Consider the following 15,919-nt stretch of genomic DNA (forward strand, 5'->3'; position numbering starts at 1 on the left):
AGAGAAGCAAAGAAAAGGGAGGGAAGAGGATGCTCGGGATCGCCCTTGTTGCGCTTGCGCTGGAACCCGTGTATTTTCCCGATACTTCAACGAATGCATGGGTTCCGGTTCGGCTTGAGGTTGACAGCACAGACGTCCAGGTTACACCTGTTCATCCCCAACGTCCCCCTCACCTCTACGCGCTTCCCCTGATCCTCGACCATGCGGTCTTCTTTCAGGGAAGTCCAGGAGGAAACGCCTGGGAGCAGGAATTTTCGCCGCTGGCCCGAAGACAGGCGGCTCTCGCCCTTCTGCGTTGCGGGTTTGTGGCTGCCGAAACCCTCGTATGGGTCTGGCCACGAACCCATGACGCCCTTTCCCTCACCCCGTACGGTCTGGAACAATGGAACCCTTTCATTTTCTTTCAAAAAGCCCCACCCGGTGCCGGAACGCCCGGTTCATTCTTCCAGGGTTACCTCTGGGTTTACGCCGATTCCTCCCCTTCCCTCAAGCACCCTTCGGCTTTGTGGACCGACGGGGTGGTCCAGGATACGGTGGATCTGGCGTTCACCCCCTCCCCACCTCAGAACACACCCTTCCGATTCTGGGTGCCCCGGGATCTTCGAGGCTTGCCTCCCTCTGACCCGATCCCCTGGATCTACCGTGCTTCGCTCCAGAACCCCTACAGTTTTCTCTCATCCGAACCCTGGCAGTCCGTCAGGATGGAAACTCCCCCTTACGAAGCCCTGAAACACACGCCTGCGAAGTTTGGAAGTTATACCGGATTCCCCGGACGCTGGCCCGGCCTTGCGGGATGGATGACCTTTCAAGAATGGCGAAAAGTTCTGGGCGATTGGGAAGCGCTGAAACGCGTCTGGCCTGAACACCTCATGGGCGTGGTCCTCTATGACCAGAACCCCTTCGAACTCCCCGATAGCCTGGTCTGTTCCAGCGTCGGTGTCCTTCGAACCCATCCATCCCCGTCTCTTGTATATCCTTCCTATCTGATCTGGCACGTCGATTCCCTCCCCTCCGGTGTCTTCTCTTACGGTAAACCTTCCCTTCTCATCCGAAACCTTCAGGACAGCCTCAATCCCTGGGGATTCCCTCAGCATCACGCCTTTTCGTCCCAGTGGAAACGGGGATTTATCCGGGATTCCTGCGTGATCGACACGGGCCTGACTCCTTCCACCCTGTGGGGTGCCGGAGCGGTCCTCACCGTCGGTCCAGCAGACAGCGGTCTGGATCTTCGCTTCCGGGATACCTTGATCTTTCAAGGGGTGACAACAACTCAGCCTTATCGCATCTACCTCCACAGCGCTGCAACGCCCCGGAAGGATTCCCTTCTTGTCCCTGAAGCCCAAGATACCACCCTGTATTTCCCCTTGAAAGGACCATGGGCACGCAACCTGTGGGCCATCGAAATCGTTCCCACTCAACCGGCTCAACACGCATCATTCTGTGTCCAGCAAGTTCGGGTGAATGAGCCGAACTTTTCTCTTCTGGCCCGGGTTCTCCGCGAGAAAACCGACCAGGTCAGAAACCTGGGTCCAGAAGGTCTCCACCATCTCAAAACTCTTGTGAAACTGGTTGAAAATGTACCTTCCCCGTCGGAGGAACTACGCTATGCAGGGGTGTACGCCATCTGGAGAATGCTTCCTCTCCTTCCAAAGAATGAACGAATATCCTGGATCCGTAAGGCCTTGAAGTGGACTGAAGCGTCTTTCAACATGGAAATGAAAGTCCTGCGGTATTCTCTCCTGGGGTGGCTTTCCTCCCTGTCCACATGGGAAGCGATCCGAAAAGGAGGGGAAATGAACCGGCTTGCAAAGAAGCTGGAGCAGAGTCAGAATCCCCGCGCCTTCCTGGTTCTGGGGGTTTCCAAACTGTTCACCCCCACCATGTTTGGAGGAGACCCGGAAAAGGCGGTGGAATATTTTCACAGTGCCCTTGAACAAATGTCTGGCTGCGAGGAACCGTTGTACTGCTGGGGAGAGGACGATGCCTATGCATTCCTTTCTCAGGCCTACAGGAAGACTGGACAGAGAGAAGCCGCACAAGACGTGCTCCGCGAGGGGCTTGCGCGTCACCCCGAATCGGGATATCTGTGGCGCCTCTTTTACGAACAGATCCTGGAAGACTGAAATGAAGGCAAGAACGTTGATTCTCCTTGCCCTCGTCTCTTGCCTTCGCGCCTGGGAAATTCACGGGGTGATCCAGGATTCTGATGGAAAACCTCTCCCCTGGGCTTCGGTTGAGATCGTGGGGCTGCGACGGGGGACCGCTTCCGACGAAAACGGCCGGTTTTTTCTGGATGTTCCGGACTCGCTGGGTTCCGTTGATCTGCGGATCAGCTATGTTGGATACCGTGCAGAAACACTCCGCGTGACCCCTCAGACCCCTCCTCTGGAAGTTACCCTCTCCCTCGACGTGGTCCAAACGGGAACCGTAACGAGTTATGCCTCCTACCAGCTCTCATCAGAAGAAAGCCGGGTGGAAGTGGAAGCCCAACCGATTGACGTGTACACCACACCGGGCTCAGCTGCAGACCCTCTTCAGGCCCTGAAAGCCTATACGCCGTTTGCAGGGAATCCAGACATTGCCGCCCTGGCCATTCGCGGAGGGCGCACCGATGAAACCCTGGTCGAAATCAACGGAATTCTCTATCCCCGCCCCTATATCTTCAGCCTCTCGACCGGTGGACTCTTTTTCTCCATCCCGGTCGAAGCCGTGAGAAAACTGGAAGCCTATCCCGGTATCATGCCGCCTTCCATGGGGTTCCACCTCGCAGGAGGCGTGACCATGGGATTGGAAACCCGGCCCCTTGCACCTTCCCTCACGCTGAGTACAGGGGGAGGAAACTTTTCCTTCTCGTCCCCTCTCGGAAATTTCTGGGGTCATGTGATGTCCTACCGGCTGATGGCAAAACTTAACGGAGATCCCGTCCGCTACTCCGTGTATCCTTCCTCCTATTCCGCAACGTGGGTTCTCGGGAAAGGGGGCAGGTTGGAATGGTCCGCCATCGCCCACGGAAACTACGCTTTATCCGAAGGAAGACTGAAGGGAGAGAGAAACTTTGGCAATCACGAACTTCAGGGCCTTGCGGGATTGCGTCTTGTCTGGAGCCCTTCGATTCGGACCCGGTATCGTATCGTTGTGGGAGGAACGCTGCGTCAGGACACGCTGGTATACCGTACACCCGAGCAGAGAATTGATCTCCATGAACGTCAGCGCACGTTTCAGATTCGAGGAGACATGATGCAATGGATGAATGAACGGCTTTTCTGGACCCTGGGAGGAGAGGGATTCAGGGTCAGCAAGCGCTTTTTCGGGGCGGCACGCTCCTCAGAGGATTCAACATCCTGGTCGGACGCCCGTGAAGATACACTGGTCGCAGGATTTGCTGCGCTGAACCTTGCGGGGGCGGATCAGGACCTTCGGGGAAGCGTGGGGGTCAGGATTGAGCGGCGAACGCATACTCCTTGGAAAAACACGCAAATCAGTCCGCGGTTGTTCCTTCAAAAACCTCTTGGATCCTGGTCGGTTCTGGTGAGTGCAGGGCGTCAGGCGCAGTGGCGAGAAGACGCATGGGTTCACGGATGGCTTGTGGAGAGCGGGGTGAGAAAAGATAACGTTCACCTGACTCTGTACCAAAGATGGTTTTCCGATCATCGGGATGTCACGGGGATGGAAGGGGGCTTCCCGGTTCCTGGAGGTGAGCTCCGATTCTCCTGGATGCAGGGGAAACAGAAAGGGCAACCTTTGCCCGAAGAAGTTCCGTGGAGGGTGATTTATGTGGCGCACGGTATGCTTGGGAACTGGTTTCGATGGGGGGTGAAGATTCATCTGGCTGAAGGAAGGCCCTATCAGGACGCAGAGGGGAACTGGAAACGCATGCCCTGGTATCGACGAGTGGATTTGCAGCTGGGAAGGGGTCTTATGTGGGGAGAGGGACGAGGATATCTCTTTCTCGAAGTGTATAACCTGCTGGACCATCCGAACGTCACCGATGTGGTGGTGGAAAACGGAGAAGAAGTTCCTGTGGTGATGATTCGGAGGCTATGGGTGGCGGGGATCGCCTGGAGGTGGTGACGCGCTGTGGAGCCCTGTTTCCCGTGAATCTCATCAACACCGCCTTCTTGGGACGTTTTTCCCTGAAGGCTGAACGCTTTTCTCCGTAGGCACGTCTCCGAACCTTAACATCTCGGAGGGTGCAGTTCATTGATGATTTTCTGACCAACCTCACGGTATCATAGCCCATTTTTAGCCTTTGCCTGCTTTCGGGCAGTGCCGTAAGGTACCCTGAAATGACTATTCACGGTCCTCCTTTTTGACAGACCGTTTTTGAATTCGTATACTCTTGCCATGCGAACGGTGCGCGTGGGCCTTGCCCAGCTCGAAGCCCCCCTCGGCCACATTCAGGGCAATCTCCAGTCCATCCTGGAAGCCTATGAACAGGCCGACGCCGCGGGGGCGGATCTGGTGGTCACCCCGGAACTGGCCCTCCTGGGGTTCGGGGCAGGCGACATTTATTTTGACAAGGTCCAGCAAAACCTGGAGGCCCTGGAGGTCATCCGGGAAACCTCCCGCTCCCGGCACGCCTGGATCGCCGTGGGCTTCGTGGAACGGGATGATCACGGCTTTCTGTATAACGCCGTGGCCCTGATCGGAAAGGGAGCGATCCACGGCATCCACCGGAAAGTCCAGCTCGTGAACTATCGCCTGTTTGACGAAAAACGCTATTTCCGGCGGGGACGGCGCTTTGAGGTTTTCTCCACCCCCTTCGGTCGGGTGGGCTTCCTGATCTGCGAGGACGCCTGGTTCAGCGAACCCGCACGAATCCTGGCCTTCCGGGGCGCCGATCTCCTGGTGGTTCCCTCCGCCTCCCCCTATGATCGGGGAAAACCCGAGGTCTGGGAAGACTTTCTCCGGGTCCGGGTGCTGGACAACCAGCTTCCCGTGGTGTTCGTGAACATGGCCGGCATCCAGGACGGCGTGGCCTATTGGGGAGGTTCGATGGCCTTTTCTGCCCGGGGCGACCGACTCTTTCAGGGACCTTTTCTGAAACCCCACCTGGAGGTGGTCACGGTGGACCTTGAGGAAAGCCGCCTCCTGCGGCGCCGGGACATCCGCCTGCGGGAGATCACCTCCGCCCTGGTGGACGATTTTGTCCGGGCCTACCGGGAATTTTCGGGAAAACCCCGTGATTGACCTCCACCTCACCGAGCGAGAACTCCGGGAAGTCCGGGAGGTGATCACCGCCTCCATCCGGAACCGGGTGGAGAAGGTGGGCCTTCAGGGGGCGGTGGTCGCCCTTTCGGGGGGCATTGACTCTTCCCTGGTTCTGAAACTTTCAGCCGAAGCCCTGGGTCCGGACCGGGTTCTGGCCCTTCTCATGCCCGAGATGGGGGTAACGCCCGACCGGGACCTCCAGGACGCCCGGGAACTCGTCCGTCTCCTGGGGGTGCCCCACCGGGAAATCCCCATCAACGACGCCGTAGAATGGTTTGCCCAGTTCCTTCCAGGTTCGCCGGAGGAAGGGGCCTTCCGGATGGCCCTGGCCAACGTGAAACCCCGCATCCGGATGATTCTCAATTATTTCTTTGCCAACCTGGACGCCCGCCTGGTGGTGGGCACCTCCAACAAGACCGAACTCCTCCTCGGCTACGGCACCAAATACGGGGATATGGCGGCGGACATCTATCCCATCGGAGACCTCTACAAAACCCAGGTGTGGCAGCTTGCGGAATTCGTGGGCATCCCCACCGACATCGTCCGGAAAGCCCCCACCGCGGGACTGTGGAAGGGGCAGACGGACGAGGCGGAGCTGGGTTACACGTATGAGCAAATCGACCGGGTGCTCTATGCCCTGGTGGACCTGGAACTTTCCATCCGGGAAGCCGCGACCCTTCTGAACCTTCCGAAAGAAGCTGTCCGGGACATCTTTCACCGTGTCCGGACGTCCGAGCACAAGCGAAAAATCCCCACCATCACCCGGATCTCCCGGATGTGCCTGGACAAGGACTGGCGCTACCCGGTGGAACGCTTCTGACATGCCCCTGGTTGAGGCCCGCCACCTCACCAAAATTTACCGCGTCCCCGAAAAAGACCCCGGATTCCGGGGAACCCTCCGCTATCTCATCCACCGGCGCCATCGGGATGTGCGGGCGGTGGTGGATGTGAGTTTTTCCATTGAGGAAGGTGAGGTTGTGGGGTTTCTCGGGCCCAACGGTGCGGGGAAAACCACCACCCTCAAAATGCTGTCCGGCCTGATCCATCCCACATCCGGGGAGGTTCGGGTGGCGGGGTTCGTTCCCTTCCGTCGTGAACCGGACTTTCTGCGGACCATCACCCTGGTCATGGGTCAGAAACAGCAGCTCCTCTGGGATCTCCCCGTGCTGGACAGCCTGCGGGTGAACGCCGCGGTGTATGAAATCCCGGAAGACACCTTTCGCGAACGGGTGCGCACGCTGGGCGAGATGCTGGACATCCTCCATCTCCTTCGCACACCGGTGCGCAAACTTTCTCTGGGCGAGCGCATGAAGGCGGAACTTCTGGCGGCGCTGCTCCACAGTCCCCGGGTGCTGTTTCTGGACGAACCCACCCTGGGTCTGGACGTGACGGCGCAGGTGGCCGTGCGGGAGTTCCTGAGGGAATACAACACCCGGTTCGGGGCCACCCTTCTCCTGACCAGTCACTATATGGCGGACATCGCTGCCCTCTGTCCCCGGGTGATGGTGATCCATCACGGAAAACTGATCTATGACGGTGCCCTTGCCTCCCTCCGGGAAAGGTTTTCTCCCTACCGGGAAATTTTCGTTGAGCTCGAAAATCCTGTGGAAGCCTCCGAGGTGAACGGGATCGGGGAAGTGGAGTCCTGGGAGGGGGTGCGGGGCCGGATTCTGGTGCGCAGGGAGAACCTCACCCGGGCGGTGGAGGCCCTGCTCCGGGCCTTTCCGGTTCGGGACTTTACGGTGCAGGATCCTCCGCTTGAGGAGGTGATTCGCCGGGTGTTTGCCACAGGCAATCACGAAGTGCAAACAGGCTGAACGCCCTCCCCCGCATTGCCTCCTCACACCCTCCCTGCCGGAGCGTCTCCACCAGTCCCCTGTCCCGTGCCCTGTGAAGGAGGGCATAGTCCACCCGGTGATGCGCAAGAAAGGCCAGGGCGCGGGATCCTCCCTGCGGGATCTCCTGGAAAGGCCGGATCACCTTTTGGGTGATTTCTTCCCATTCGTGATCGTTTCGGGCAATCCCGAACTGGAAGGTTCCATACATCCACTGAGAAAGCCGGGGGTTCAGCCAGCACAGGGTGTTGGCCACCTTGAGGGTGGCAAACACCCGACCGGGAGGAAGGGATTGGAGCGTCCACAAAAACGTTTCTGTTTCTTCCATCCCGGTGTAGCCTGTCCGGAGGAGGGCGGGGAGGTGCACACCCCATCCCACCAGGGCGAGAACGAGATGAATCACCACCAGGAACCGGGGAATCCGGAATCCTCTTCGGGCAAGACGGTGCCCCGCCAGCGCAGCCGCCGCATTCAGGGCCCAGACCACCTGCCGGACATGACGAATTCCCCCGATTCCGAACCCCACAACCAGGAGAGAGAGAAACAGATCCCACCGGGTGAGGGGCGCCGGGATGACGAGGGGAGCGAGGGAAAGCACAAAGGGCAGGCTCGCCACCAGTGCCACCAGCAGCAACGGCTCACCGTAGGTGTGCGAAAGATTTTGAACAACGGCCGGCAGGCTCTGCCACTCCCAGATAAAGGTGGGAGGATGGCGCAAAATCAGGACGTGGTCCACCCAGTTCTGGGGTGCATAGGGATGGAGAAGGGTGGCCACGAAAGACAGCCCGAGGGCGCCGGCAAGCACACGGGAAGGCCGCAGCATCAGCGCAAGGGTGATCATCCCCAGGGGGAGGAAGAATCCTCCCTGAAACCCCGCCCAGAGGAAGATGATCAGGGGGAGGCGCCAGAGGGTGGATCGGGGCGGCGTCTTCTCATCCAGGGCATCCCGGAGCCAGACGAGAAGCCAGAAAAACAGGGCGATAGCCCAGATCTGTCCCCGCTGGGTCTGTCCAGCCCAGGAAAGGGCGCCCACCCAGCCGATCAGGACCGCCCGCACCCAGGGATGCAGACCTTCCCGGACAAAGAGGCGCCAGAGAGCCAGCGCGGCCAGTCCGCCGGCCACCAGGGCATCCATCCACACCCACAAACGGGCTCCCCCCAGGGAGAGCCAGAGAAAAGTCCACAGGCCATACAGCCAGTCCGGATGGTGGAAGGTGTATCCCGAAAGGGCAAAGGAACCCAGCACCTCCCGGGGAATTCTCCCGGTCTGGAGCCATTTCCGGGCATAGCAGGCAAGCCACCACCCATCCCCGCCGGTCAGGGTGAGAAGACGGGCGTTGAGAAGCCAGAGGCCGGAAATCAGGAAAAGCTGGAGGAACCGGGGCAAATGGAGAACCCCCCGCACACCCACCTCGTCAGGGTTTTGCGGGGTGTGTGCGGGATACGGCGGACCGCCTCACGGGATCAGACCACTTTCTCCACGCGGCGGAGGCACTTGGTGCACACATACACCCGGGCCACTTTTCCGTTGATCCGGGCGCGCACCTTGTGGAGGTTGGCCTTGAACCAGCGCTTGTTCACCTTGTGGGAGTGGCTGATGGACCGTCCCGCAATGGAGTGCTTTCCACAAAGGGCACATTTCGCCATCGCTTCCCTCCGGGGTTCTGGATGCTGGCCTGAAGGATATGGGATGGATGCTGAATTTTCAACGAGGGGAGCTGGGGTTGACAACGTGGGCCCTGGGGTGTATGCTTGGTTCGTCTCTGGAAAACCTCGAGGATTTCACGAGACACAGGACGTACTCTCCCCACGGAGAGGAGTAAGATGGACCCGGCTGAGGCCGGGGAGCCCCGGAAGGGGGCTGGAGGATAGCAGGATGATGTACAGAGGACGCGTGAAATGGTTCAACGGGCGGAAAGGCTACGGCTTCATTGCCCGTGACGACGGCCAGGGAGAGGTGTTCGTGCACTTCTCCGACATCGTGGACCAGTATGGATACAAGACCCTGGAAGAGGGTCAGCAGGTGGAGTTCCGGGTGGAGAACACCCCCCGGGGTCCCAAGGCCCAGGAAGTCCGTGTGATCGGGTGAGGCAGCGCTTCACAACGACACAGGAGGGGCGGCCTTCGGCCGCCCCTTTTTGTTTCCATCCTTGATACACCCTGTCCTTCCGGGTATACTCATGCAAAAACAGGAGGGCATCATGCTTCGGGCTGTGGACATCATCCGGAAAAAGCGGGACGGAGAGAAACTTTCGGCTGAGGAGATCCGGTTCTTCGTGGACGGCGTGGTGAAGGGCACCGTTCCCGATTATCAGACCGCCGCCTGGCTCATGGCCGTGTTCTTCCAGGGCATGAACTTCGAGGAAACCACCCACCTCACCCGGTGGATGATGGAATCAGGCGAGGTCCTCCGGTTTGATCTCCCCGGTCCTATCGTGGACAAACACTCCACCGGGGGCGTGGGCGACAAAATCTCCCTTCCCCTTGCCCCCCTCCTGGCCAGTCTGGGGATGTACGTTCCCATGATCAGCGGGCGGGCTCTCGGCCACACCGGCGGCACCCTGGACAAACTCGAATCCATCCCCGGGTTCAACACCCGGCTCGCTCCGGAAGCGATGCAGCCCATCCTCCGGGAGGTGGGGGCGGTGATCGTTGGCCAGACGGAAGCCCTGGTTCCGGCGGACCGCAAGCTCTATGCCCTCCGGGACGTGACCGCCACCGTGGAAAGCATCCCCCTCATCGCCTCCAGCATCATGTCCAAAAAACTCGCGGAGGGGCTGGACGCCCTGATCCTGGATGTGAAAACGGGAAGCGGAGCCTTCATGGCCAAGGAAGACGATGCCCGCGCCCTGGCACGCACCATGGTGGAAATCGGCAAGGGTATGGGCGTGAAGGTCCGGGCCCTCCTCACCGACATGGACCGCCCCCTTGGCAAGATGGTGGGGAACGCCCTGGAGGTGGTGGAAAGCGTGGAGGTCCTTGAAGGAGGTGGACCGGAGGACGTGCGGGCGCTGGTGGTGGAACTCGCCGCCCACCTCTATGCCATGGTGGGGATGGGCGACGTGGACGAAGGGCGGAACCGGGCGAAGGAGCACCTGGATTCAGGAAAAGCCCTGGAGAAGTGGAACGCCATGGTCCGGGCCCAGGGAGGCGATCCTGATGCCATCCGACGGGAAGACTTCACGGCCGTGCGGTATGTGGAGGCGTTCACCAGTCCGGCGGACGGCTTCGTGGTGGGGATGGACACAAGGAAGGTAGGGCTTGCCGCCACGGTGCTGGGGGCCGGCCGGGCCAAAGCCGAAGACACAGTGGATCCAAAGGTGGGCCTGGTGGTCCACAGGAAAACGGGGGACGCCGTGCGCAGGGGAGACGTCCTTGTGGAAATCCGGGCCAACGACCCGGATCGGCTGGCGAGCGCGCGGAAACTCCTGGAAGAAGCCTACCGGTTTGGCGACACTTCACCTGCCCATCGGCCTCTTGTTCTGGATGTGATCGAATAAGCGGGAGGAGACCGATGGTGGCTTTTCTGATGGCGTGGATTCACGCGGGATGCGGTCTGGGTTACGCCACGTATGCGTTCGACACGGGTTTCGACCTGTTCAAGGTCGAGACGCAGGACATCGCGTGTACTTTGGAGGGTGGAAGGGAGATCTGGGGTCTTGCGGGCGTCCAACTCCTCCGGCAGCGCATCGAAATCGATACGACAGAGACAAACCAGAATCCCTATCAGATCACCCTGGGGATCGGGTTTCAAAAAGATTCGCTCCTTACCCGAATGGGCTTCCGGTATCGGGCACCCTATGATGACGCCCTTCGGGATCGGGAGGTTTTCGTGGATGTCCGCCAGAAGAGCGCCGGCTTTCTCGTGGCGGCGTGGGAGCGTCGGGGAACGGTGGGCGGGGTGGTTCGGATGGAACTGGAACATGCGGGATCTTTCGGCCCGGTTGTTCTGGGCGTCCGCTGGATTGCGGAATTCCGGAACCGCCGAACAGGGGAGATTCACAGCACGGGAAGCCTTCTTTCCTTTGCTCCATTTCTCCGCATGGAATCCGGACCGGGAATGGTGGAACTCGCCCTTCTTTCTCCTGGATGGGAAGGTCCGGTGGGGCTACCCGTGATCACCTCTGACGGACTGTTTTCAGACTTTTTCTGGGGGATCCGGCTCGCAGGCTCTTGGAGTTTTTCATGACCCGTTTCTTTTCGGAGATCCACCCATGAAAGGCCCGGATCGGTTGTCCGCCCTGTTCGTGCTGGGAATGATGGTTTTTCTCTTTTCGTCAGGCCGTCTCCAGGCCTATGGAGGGGATGGTGACAAAGACCCGATTGATCTCCAGCGGGAGGCCTGCATCGAGCAGAATCCAACCACCGTCGGGATGGTGGAATGCACGGTGGAGGCTATGGAAGCATGGGACCAGGAACTGAACCGGGTCTATCGGGAGCTTCTGAAACGTTTGCCCCCGGAAGATCAGGACGCCCTGCGCAAAGCCCAGCGAGCGTGGCTTGCCTGGCGGGATGCAGAGTTTCGTTTGATCGAACAGGTGTATGATCGTCAGGAAGGCACCATGTTTGTTTCCCTCATGGCTGCAGAAAAGATGAAGCTTGTTCGTGCACGAGCGCTGCAGCTTCGAAGGCTTCTCTGGCTTGTGGGAGAGTGAAGGAATCCGCATCAAACGCTGGCTCCCAGCGCAGGTTCCCGTGGATCAGGGCACACATGCGCGCGTACATACAGAATTACAGAAAGAAAGATTGGAGAATTGTGGAAGGAGGGGTGGGCGCCCTAAAGGAAAGAAATCCACGACCATCCCCGGTTGCAACCACGGCCTGCTTGACAGCTTAACAGATATACAGAAAGACAGAAACAGATGGGACACCGGAACACCATGCGCTCCGGAAATCAGAAATTCAGGGGGATGGCCTGGAAGTCCCGCCCCTTGCGAAGGAGAAGGCGATGGTGGTCTTCCTCCAGGAGGGGATGGTAAAAATGGAGGATCTCCGCACACCGGTCCCGCCACACCGGGTCTCTGCGGAGGGCGTACCGGTGAAGGGCCTTTTGGAGGCGTTGTTTGGGATAGGTGATACCCCAGGCGATTATCCCTGCACCAATTCCCAGTGCGAGTACTGTGCCCATAAAGCTAGCAGATTTTGCTGCTGCACAGGCCATGGCTTCCATCATTCCAATGAACAGTCCGACTCCGATCCAGGGGAGCCAGATCTCGGGAGATGTATCCACGCTTGAATCAGGTGGAGGAATTGGTGTCGGATCACAGGAGGAGGATGTCGCGTGAGCGACAAGGCCGAGGAAAGCGATCCCGCCGCCCATTCCAATGGTTGCAAGGGACTGAATACCGATCTGCCAGGGGAGATAGGAGTCAGGGAGACGGTAGGCCACACAATCCACTTCCGACAGGGCAAACGTCCGGTCCGCCACCTGAAGCCCGCCCTCCCGGGCCACCAGAGGTCCCACCCACAGCGTATCCCGGGCCACCACCATCCCCCGCGTCCCCTTCGGGAACGGCTTGCCAAAGGGCACGTCCCACCGGGGGTGCTCCGGCGACACCTCCTGAACCAGCCGGGGCGCACAGCCCGTAAGAAGAAAGCCCAGCAACCATCCGACGTAATGTTTCATGGGAACTCGTCCAGAGGCGGATAAAATTGCTTTCGGGAGGATTCGGGTTTGGCAGATACAGGAGGACGGCAGGGTTTCCCTCCTGGAAGTTTCACTACCCAGCGATTGAGATTTCGCCATGACAGGTTCCATTGTTTGATCGGAACTTCCATGGCTGCGGCGAAAGATCCCAGGAGTGCCGGGACAACGACCCACGCCCAGAGGGGATCGTTTCGATCCATGAGCAAGAGGGTGGGGATCAGTCCGAACAGGTATGCCCGAACCGGAGAAAAGTAGAAATTCATGGGAAACATTGGGTCTCCTGGTCCCCTCTCGACCATGCGGATCTCCCGAATGCTATCTCTTGAGAGTCGAATGACGCGCCCTCGTTCATCTCGTAGGAACAAAGTCCGATAGCCAAGCCGTTCCCAGGTTCCTGTCATCTCCTGTCCGTTGCAGAGAAAAATTCTGACAGAGGTTCCTTTGATCAGGGGCGAAAATCCGGAAATTCGGGGTAAGAGGGTGCCGGTCTCCATACGATCCAGCACCACCGGACGATAGATGCACCCGGTGAGCAACACAACCAGAAGGCCGGGCCATGCCCCCCACCGTCCTTTCATGGACAAAATGGTATGGTTTCGGTGCTGGACGGACAAGGGCGCTGTTGCCTTCTTCCTGGGTCATATCCCTTACAGACATTGCGCCGGGCAGGCAACAAAACCTTGGCCACCGGAGAAGGCATGGCCTTTCCGAATCCGAACAACCGTTGTGCGTGAAAGTCCCTATCGCCGGGGTTTGGGCCCCCGGGGCAGACGCCGGATGGTCGCGGCCAGTTCCGGATCGGGTTCCGGCAGGACTTTGCGGATGAGGGCTTCCACCAGGGTGTTCATGGTGGTGTCGGCCTTCAGGGCAGCCCACCGCAGCCGGTTGTGCACGCTTTCGGGCAGGTGGACGTTGATCCGCCGGGTTTTCCGAACTTTTCGGGCTTCCTCAAGATCGCCCTCCTCCAGATCGTCAAGGTGGGCGGACAGCGCCACCACCACGTCCCGGAGCGTTCGGTTCTCCACAAAGCAAAACACCGCAAGCCGTTTCCACCCTTCGGGACTCAGGATGAGGGTGGTGCTCACCGGAAGATCCTCACCAGCCGGACGGGACGGACCCTCCGGGAGTTTCTCCTGACGCGGGGGGCGCTGTCCTTCGTCGGCGGACGTGGGTCCAGGGTCCTCGTCCCCCACCAGGTGGGTGGCCGGGGTGTTTTTCCGGCGATGAAGGAGGCGTTTCAGAGCCTCTGGGTCCTGACGTTCAGACTTTTTGCGAGGCATACACACGCTCCTGGATTTCCCGGGCCAGGGCCCGGAAGTTTTCCGCTCCGGTGGAGGTGGGATCGTATTCCAGCACCGAACGGGTGAAGGCCACCGACTCCGGAATTCGGGTGTTGATCCGGATTTCCGTGGAAAGAACCCGCTCTCCATACACGTTGCGCAGGAGTTCCACCACCTCCCGGGTGTGCCGGGTCCGCACATCCACCCGGTTGAGCACCAGCCCCAGAAGTTCCACTGGCTTGCGGAGACGACGCTGGACCTTGGCAATGGCGTCCAGAATATCCTCGATCCCCATGATGGCCAGAGAATGAGGCTCCACCGGCACCAGCACCCGATCGGCTGCAGCCAGCCCGTTCAGGGTCAGGATCCCCAGGTTGGGCGGACAGTCGATGAGGATGAAATGATACCGTTCCCGATAGGCCCCCAGGGCTTCATCCAGCACGAGTTCCCCACCCACCTCACTCGCAAGATTCTTCTCCATCGCCGCCAGACGCCCCGTGGACGGAAGGATCTCCAGCCCTTCGGGAGAAAGGGCAAGGGGACGGGGCTGTCTCCCCTCCAGCAGGAGACTCACGTCTTCATCCGGCTCCCGGTCAGGCCCCAGAAGCCAGCGGGTGGCACTCCCCTGGGGATCCAGGTCCAGGAGAAGAACCCGAAATCCATCCAGGGCAAGCGCCGCCGAGAGATTCACCGCCAGGGTGGTTTTTCCCACCCCTCCTTTCTGGTTCGCCACAGCCATCACCATCCCGATCACCTCCTGTGCCTGTATGTGTTGTTTTTCCCGCGACCCGAACGCGTATCCCCCTCAGGGGACCGCGTGCACCGATCTTCCCAGCCGGATTCCGGTACCGATGGCCTTACGTCCATCCATGACCCAATCCTATCCGGCCTTCCCCGCACGCCCCATCAGGGGCCACCATCGCCGAGTTTGTCCTGCCATCCATCCCATTTCACCCCACCCATAACCACCCCCCTTCCGCGTCGTCCTCTTGCCCACCCCGCCACCCTGTCATTCTGCCACCTCGCCATTCCGCCGTTCTGCCTTCCTGCCATCCTGCCATTCTACTATTCTGCTCTTCTGTCCTTCTTCTTTTCTGTTTTTCTGCCTTCCTGTTTTTATTCCTTTCTGCTTCCATACCTTTCTTCCATGCTTGCTTTGTATCATCTTTCCTGTCTTTATGCATGTGTAGCTTGATTCCATGATGTTTTGCTTTCTTCTTTGAATGATGTAGGGATGTCTTCCATCGTTCCCTCATTTCTCTCTTGCTTCCTGTCAGGATGGATGTCTTTCATTCTTTCTTGCTGTCTGTATGATAAAGCCCGGGGGTGTAACCATCAAGCCCCTCCTTCCCGAGCTCCAGACATGGATTCGCACACCCCCGTCCCACCCCCAAACGCACCTCACGCGGTTTTCTCTGAAAAAACCGGGGACCCTTTGCGCGGGCGAGGCCCTGCCCACATCCCTCCCAGCCTGTCCCATGCCTATCATTCAGGACCTATCCTCCCATAAGCACACACTCTCTCCATACTACATGGTGCACCAATATTCACTGGAAAATAAGGAGGGAAAACATGCGAAAACTCGAGATCATCCTTGAAATCCTGATACTCCTGGATGCGATCTGTCTCGCCTGCGGATTGCTTCATGGGCATATAAGTCTCGGCCATCTTCTGCTATCTCTGTTTCTGCACGCTGCCAAGGCCTTTGTTGGGAGGCATGCGAGGGGAACGAGGTCACCCAAAGCAAACAGCAGGCAAGGGAGGCCGTAGGGCAACCACGGACAGAGGGTTTGTGCCTCAACGCGGGGCGTCTTCTCCCCCCGGGAAGGGACGGGGTGGGGGAAATGACCGAACGTCAGCATCTCTACAAGCACGCGGTGGAGCCTGTGCTGGAAGATCTGAAGCGGGGACGAAAAGAAGCAAAGCATAAGCCCCCACGGAAGCTC

Annotated in this window: 15 protein-coding genes; 9 read left to right on the forward strand and 6 right to left on the reverse strand. The window is 59.3% G+C overall.

Translation table 11 applies throughout. From position 1 onward, the window contains the following. Window positions 1-29 precede the first annotated feature (29 nt). The 5 genes from AC6HU3_RS05065 to AC6HU3_RS05085 all read left to right on the forward strand — a co-directional run bounded on the left by AC6HU3_RS05065 (window position 30) and on the right by AC6HU3_RS05085 (window position 7,028). Complete coding sequence (locus AC6HU3_RS05065) at window positions 30-2,123, forward strand: tetratricopeptide repeat protein (RefSeq protein WP_497536207.1); 2,094 nt, start codon at window positions 30-32, stop codon at window positions 2,121-2,123. A 1-nt stretch (window position 2,124) separates the two neighbouring features. Beyond that, a complete protein-coding gene (locus AC6HU3_RS05070) occupies window positions 2,125-4,071 on the forward strand; it encodes a TonB-dependent receptor (RefSeq protein WP_497536208.1) in 1,947 nt (648 codons plus the stop codon). Between the two features lie 273 nt (window positions 4,072-4,344). Further along, on the forward strand, window positions 4,345-5,190 hold the full coding sequence (locus tag AC6HU3_RS05075; protein WP_497536209.1) for a carbon-nitrogen hydrolase family protein: 846 nt from the start codon (window positions 4,345-4,347) through the stop codon (window positions 5,188-5,190). Then, window positions 5,183-6,031, forward strand: coding sequence for an NAD+ synthase (locus tag AC6HU3_RS05080; protein ID WP_497536210.1), 849 nt, complete (start codon window positions 5,183-5,185; stop codon window positions 6,029-6,031). The genes AC6HU3_RS05075 and AC6HU3_RS05080 overlap by 8 nt, the downstream gene beginning before the upstream one ends. A 1-nt stretch (window position 6,032) precedes the next feature. After that, window positions 6,033-7,028 (forward strand): ABC transporter ATP-binding protein, encoded by a 996-nt coding sequence (locus tag AC6HU3_RS05085; RefSeq protein WP_497536211.1) that lies wholly within the window; start codon window positions 6,033-6,035, stop codon window positions 7,026-7,028. On the opposite strand, the gene AC6HU3_RS05090 is transcribed toward AC6HU3_RS05085, so the two are convergent. Both AC6HU3_RS05090 and rpmB read right to left on the reverse strand, forming a co-directional pair. After that, entirely contained in the window at window positions 6,949-8,433 is a 1,485-nt protein-coding gene (locus AC6HU3_RS05090; protein WP_497536213.1) for a hypothetical protein, read from the reverse strand. The two genes, AC6HU3_RS05085 and AC6HU3_RS05090, sit on opposite strands and share 80 nt — an antisense overlap. A gap of 77 nt (window positions 8,434-8,510) precedes the next feature. Beyond that, a complete protein-coding gene (gene rpmB / locus AC6HU3_RS05095) occupies window positions 8,511-8,693 on the reverse strand; it encodes a 50S ribosomal protein L28 (RefSeq protein WP_497536214.1) in 183 nt (60 codons plus the stop codon). A gap of 229 nt (window positions 8,694-8,922) precedes the next feature. Between rpmB and AC6HU3_RS05100 the strand changes: the two genes are divergently transcribed. From AC6HU3_RS05100 to AC6HU3_RS05115, 4 genes are all read left to right on the forward strand, one after another. Continuing rightward, on the forward strand, window positions 8,923-9,135 hold the full coding sequence (locus AC6HU3_RS05100) for a cold-shock protein (RefSeq protein ID WP_497536215.1): 213 nt from the start codon (window positions 8,923-8,925) through the stop codon (window positions 9,133-9,135). 112 nt (window positions 9,136-9,247) lie between these two features. Then, window positions 9,248-10,546 carry a thymidine phosphorylase gene (locus AC6HU3_RS05105; RefSeq protein ID WP_497536216.1) on the forward strand — a complete coding sequence of 433 codons (1,299 nt, stop codon included), beginning with the start codon at window positions 9,248-9,250 and terminating at the stop codon, window positions 10,544-10,546. A gap of 14 nt (window positions 10,547-10,560) precedes the next feature. Further along, on the forward strand, window positions 10,561-11,235 hold the full coding sequence (locus tag AC6HU3_RS05110; protein WP_497536217.1) for a hypothetical protein: 675 nt from the start codon (window positions 10,561-10,563) through the stop codon (window positions 11,233-11,235). Between the two features lie 25 nt (window positions 11,236-11,260). Continuing rightward, on the forward strand, window positions 11,261-11,701 hold the full coding sequence (locus tag AC6HU3_RS05115) for a lysozyme inhibitor LprI family protein (protein ID WP_497536218.1): 441 nt from the start codon (window positions 11,261-11,263) through the stop codon (window positions 11,699-11,701). Window positions 11,702-11,940: 239 nt separating this feature from the next. Here AC6HU3_RS05115 and AC6HU3_RS05120 read toward each other — a convergent pair whose 3' ends face one another. The 4 genes from AC6HU3_RS05120 to AC6HU3_RS05135 all read right to left on the reverse strand — a co-directional run bounded on the left by AC6HU3_RS05120 (window position 11,941) and on the right by AC6HU3_RS05135 (window position 15,174). Beyond that, window positions 11,941-12,672, reverse strand: coding sequence for a hypothetical protein (locus AC6HU3_RS05120; RefSeq protein WP_497536219.1), 732 nt, complete (start codon window positions 12,670-12,672; stop codon window positions 11,941-11,943). Between the two features lie 761 nt (window positions 12,673-13,433). Further along, entirely contained in the window at window positions 13,434-13,973 is a 540-nt protein-coding gene (locus tag AC6HU3_RS05125; RefSeq protein ID WP_497536220.1) for a hypothetical protein, read from the reverse strand. Further along, complete coding sequence (locus AC6HU3_RS05130) at window positions 13,954-14,712, reverse strand: ParA family protein (protein WP_497536222.1); 759 nt, start codon at window positions 14,710-14,712, stop codon at window positions 13,954-13,956. Before AC6HU3_RS05130 ends, AC6HU3_RS05125 begins: the two co-directional genes overlap by 20 nt. 270 nt (window positions 14,713-14,982) lie before the next feature. Continuing rightward, a complete protein-coding gene (locus AC6HU3_RS05135; RefSeq protein WP_497536223.1) occupies window positions 14,983-15,174 on the reverse strand; it encodes a hypothetical protein in 192 nt (63 codons plus the stop codon). Window positions 15,175-15,919 lie beyond the last annotated feature (745 nt).

The organism is Caldifarcimen microaerophilum (assembly GCF_055387105.1).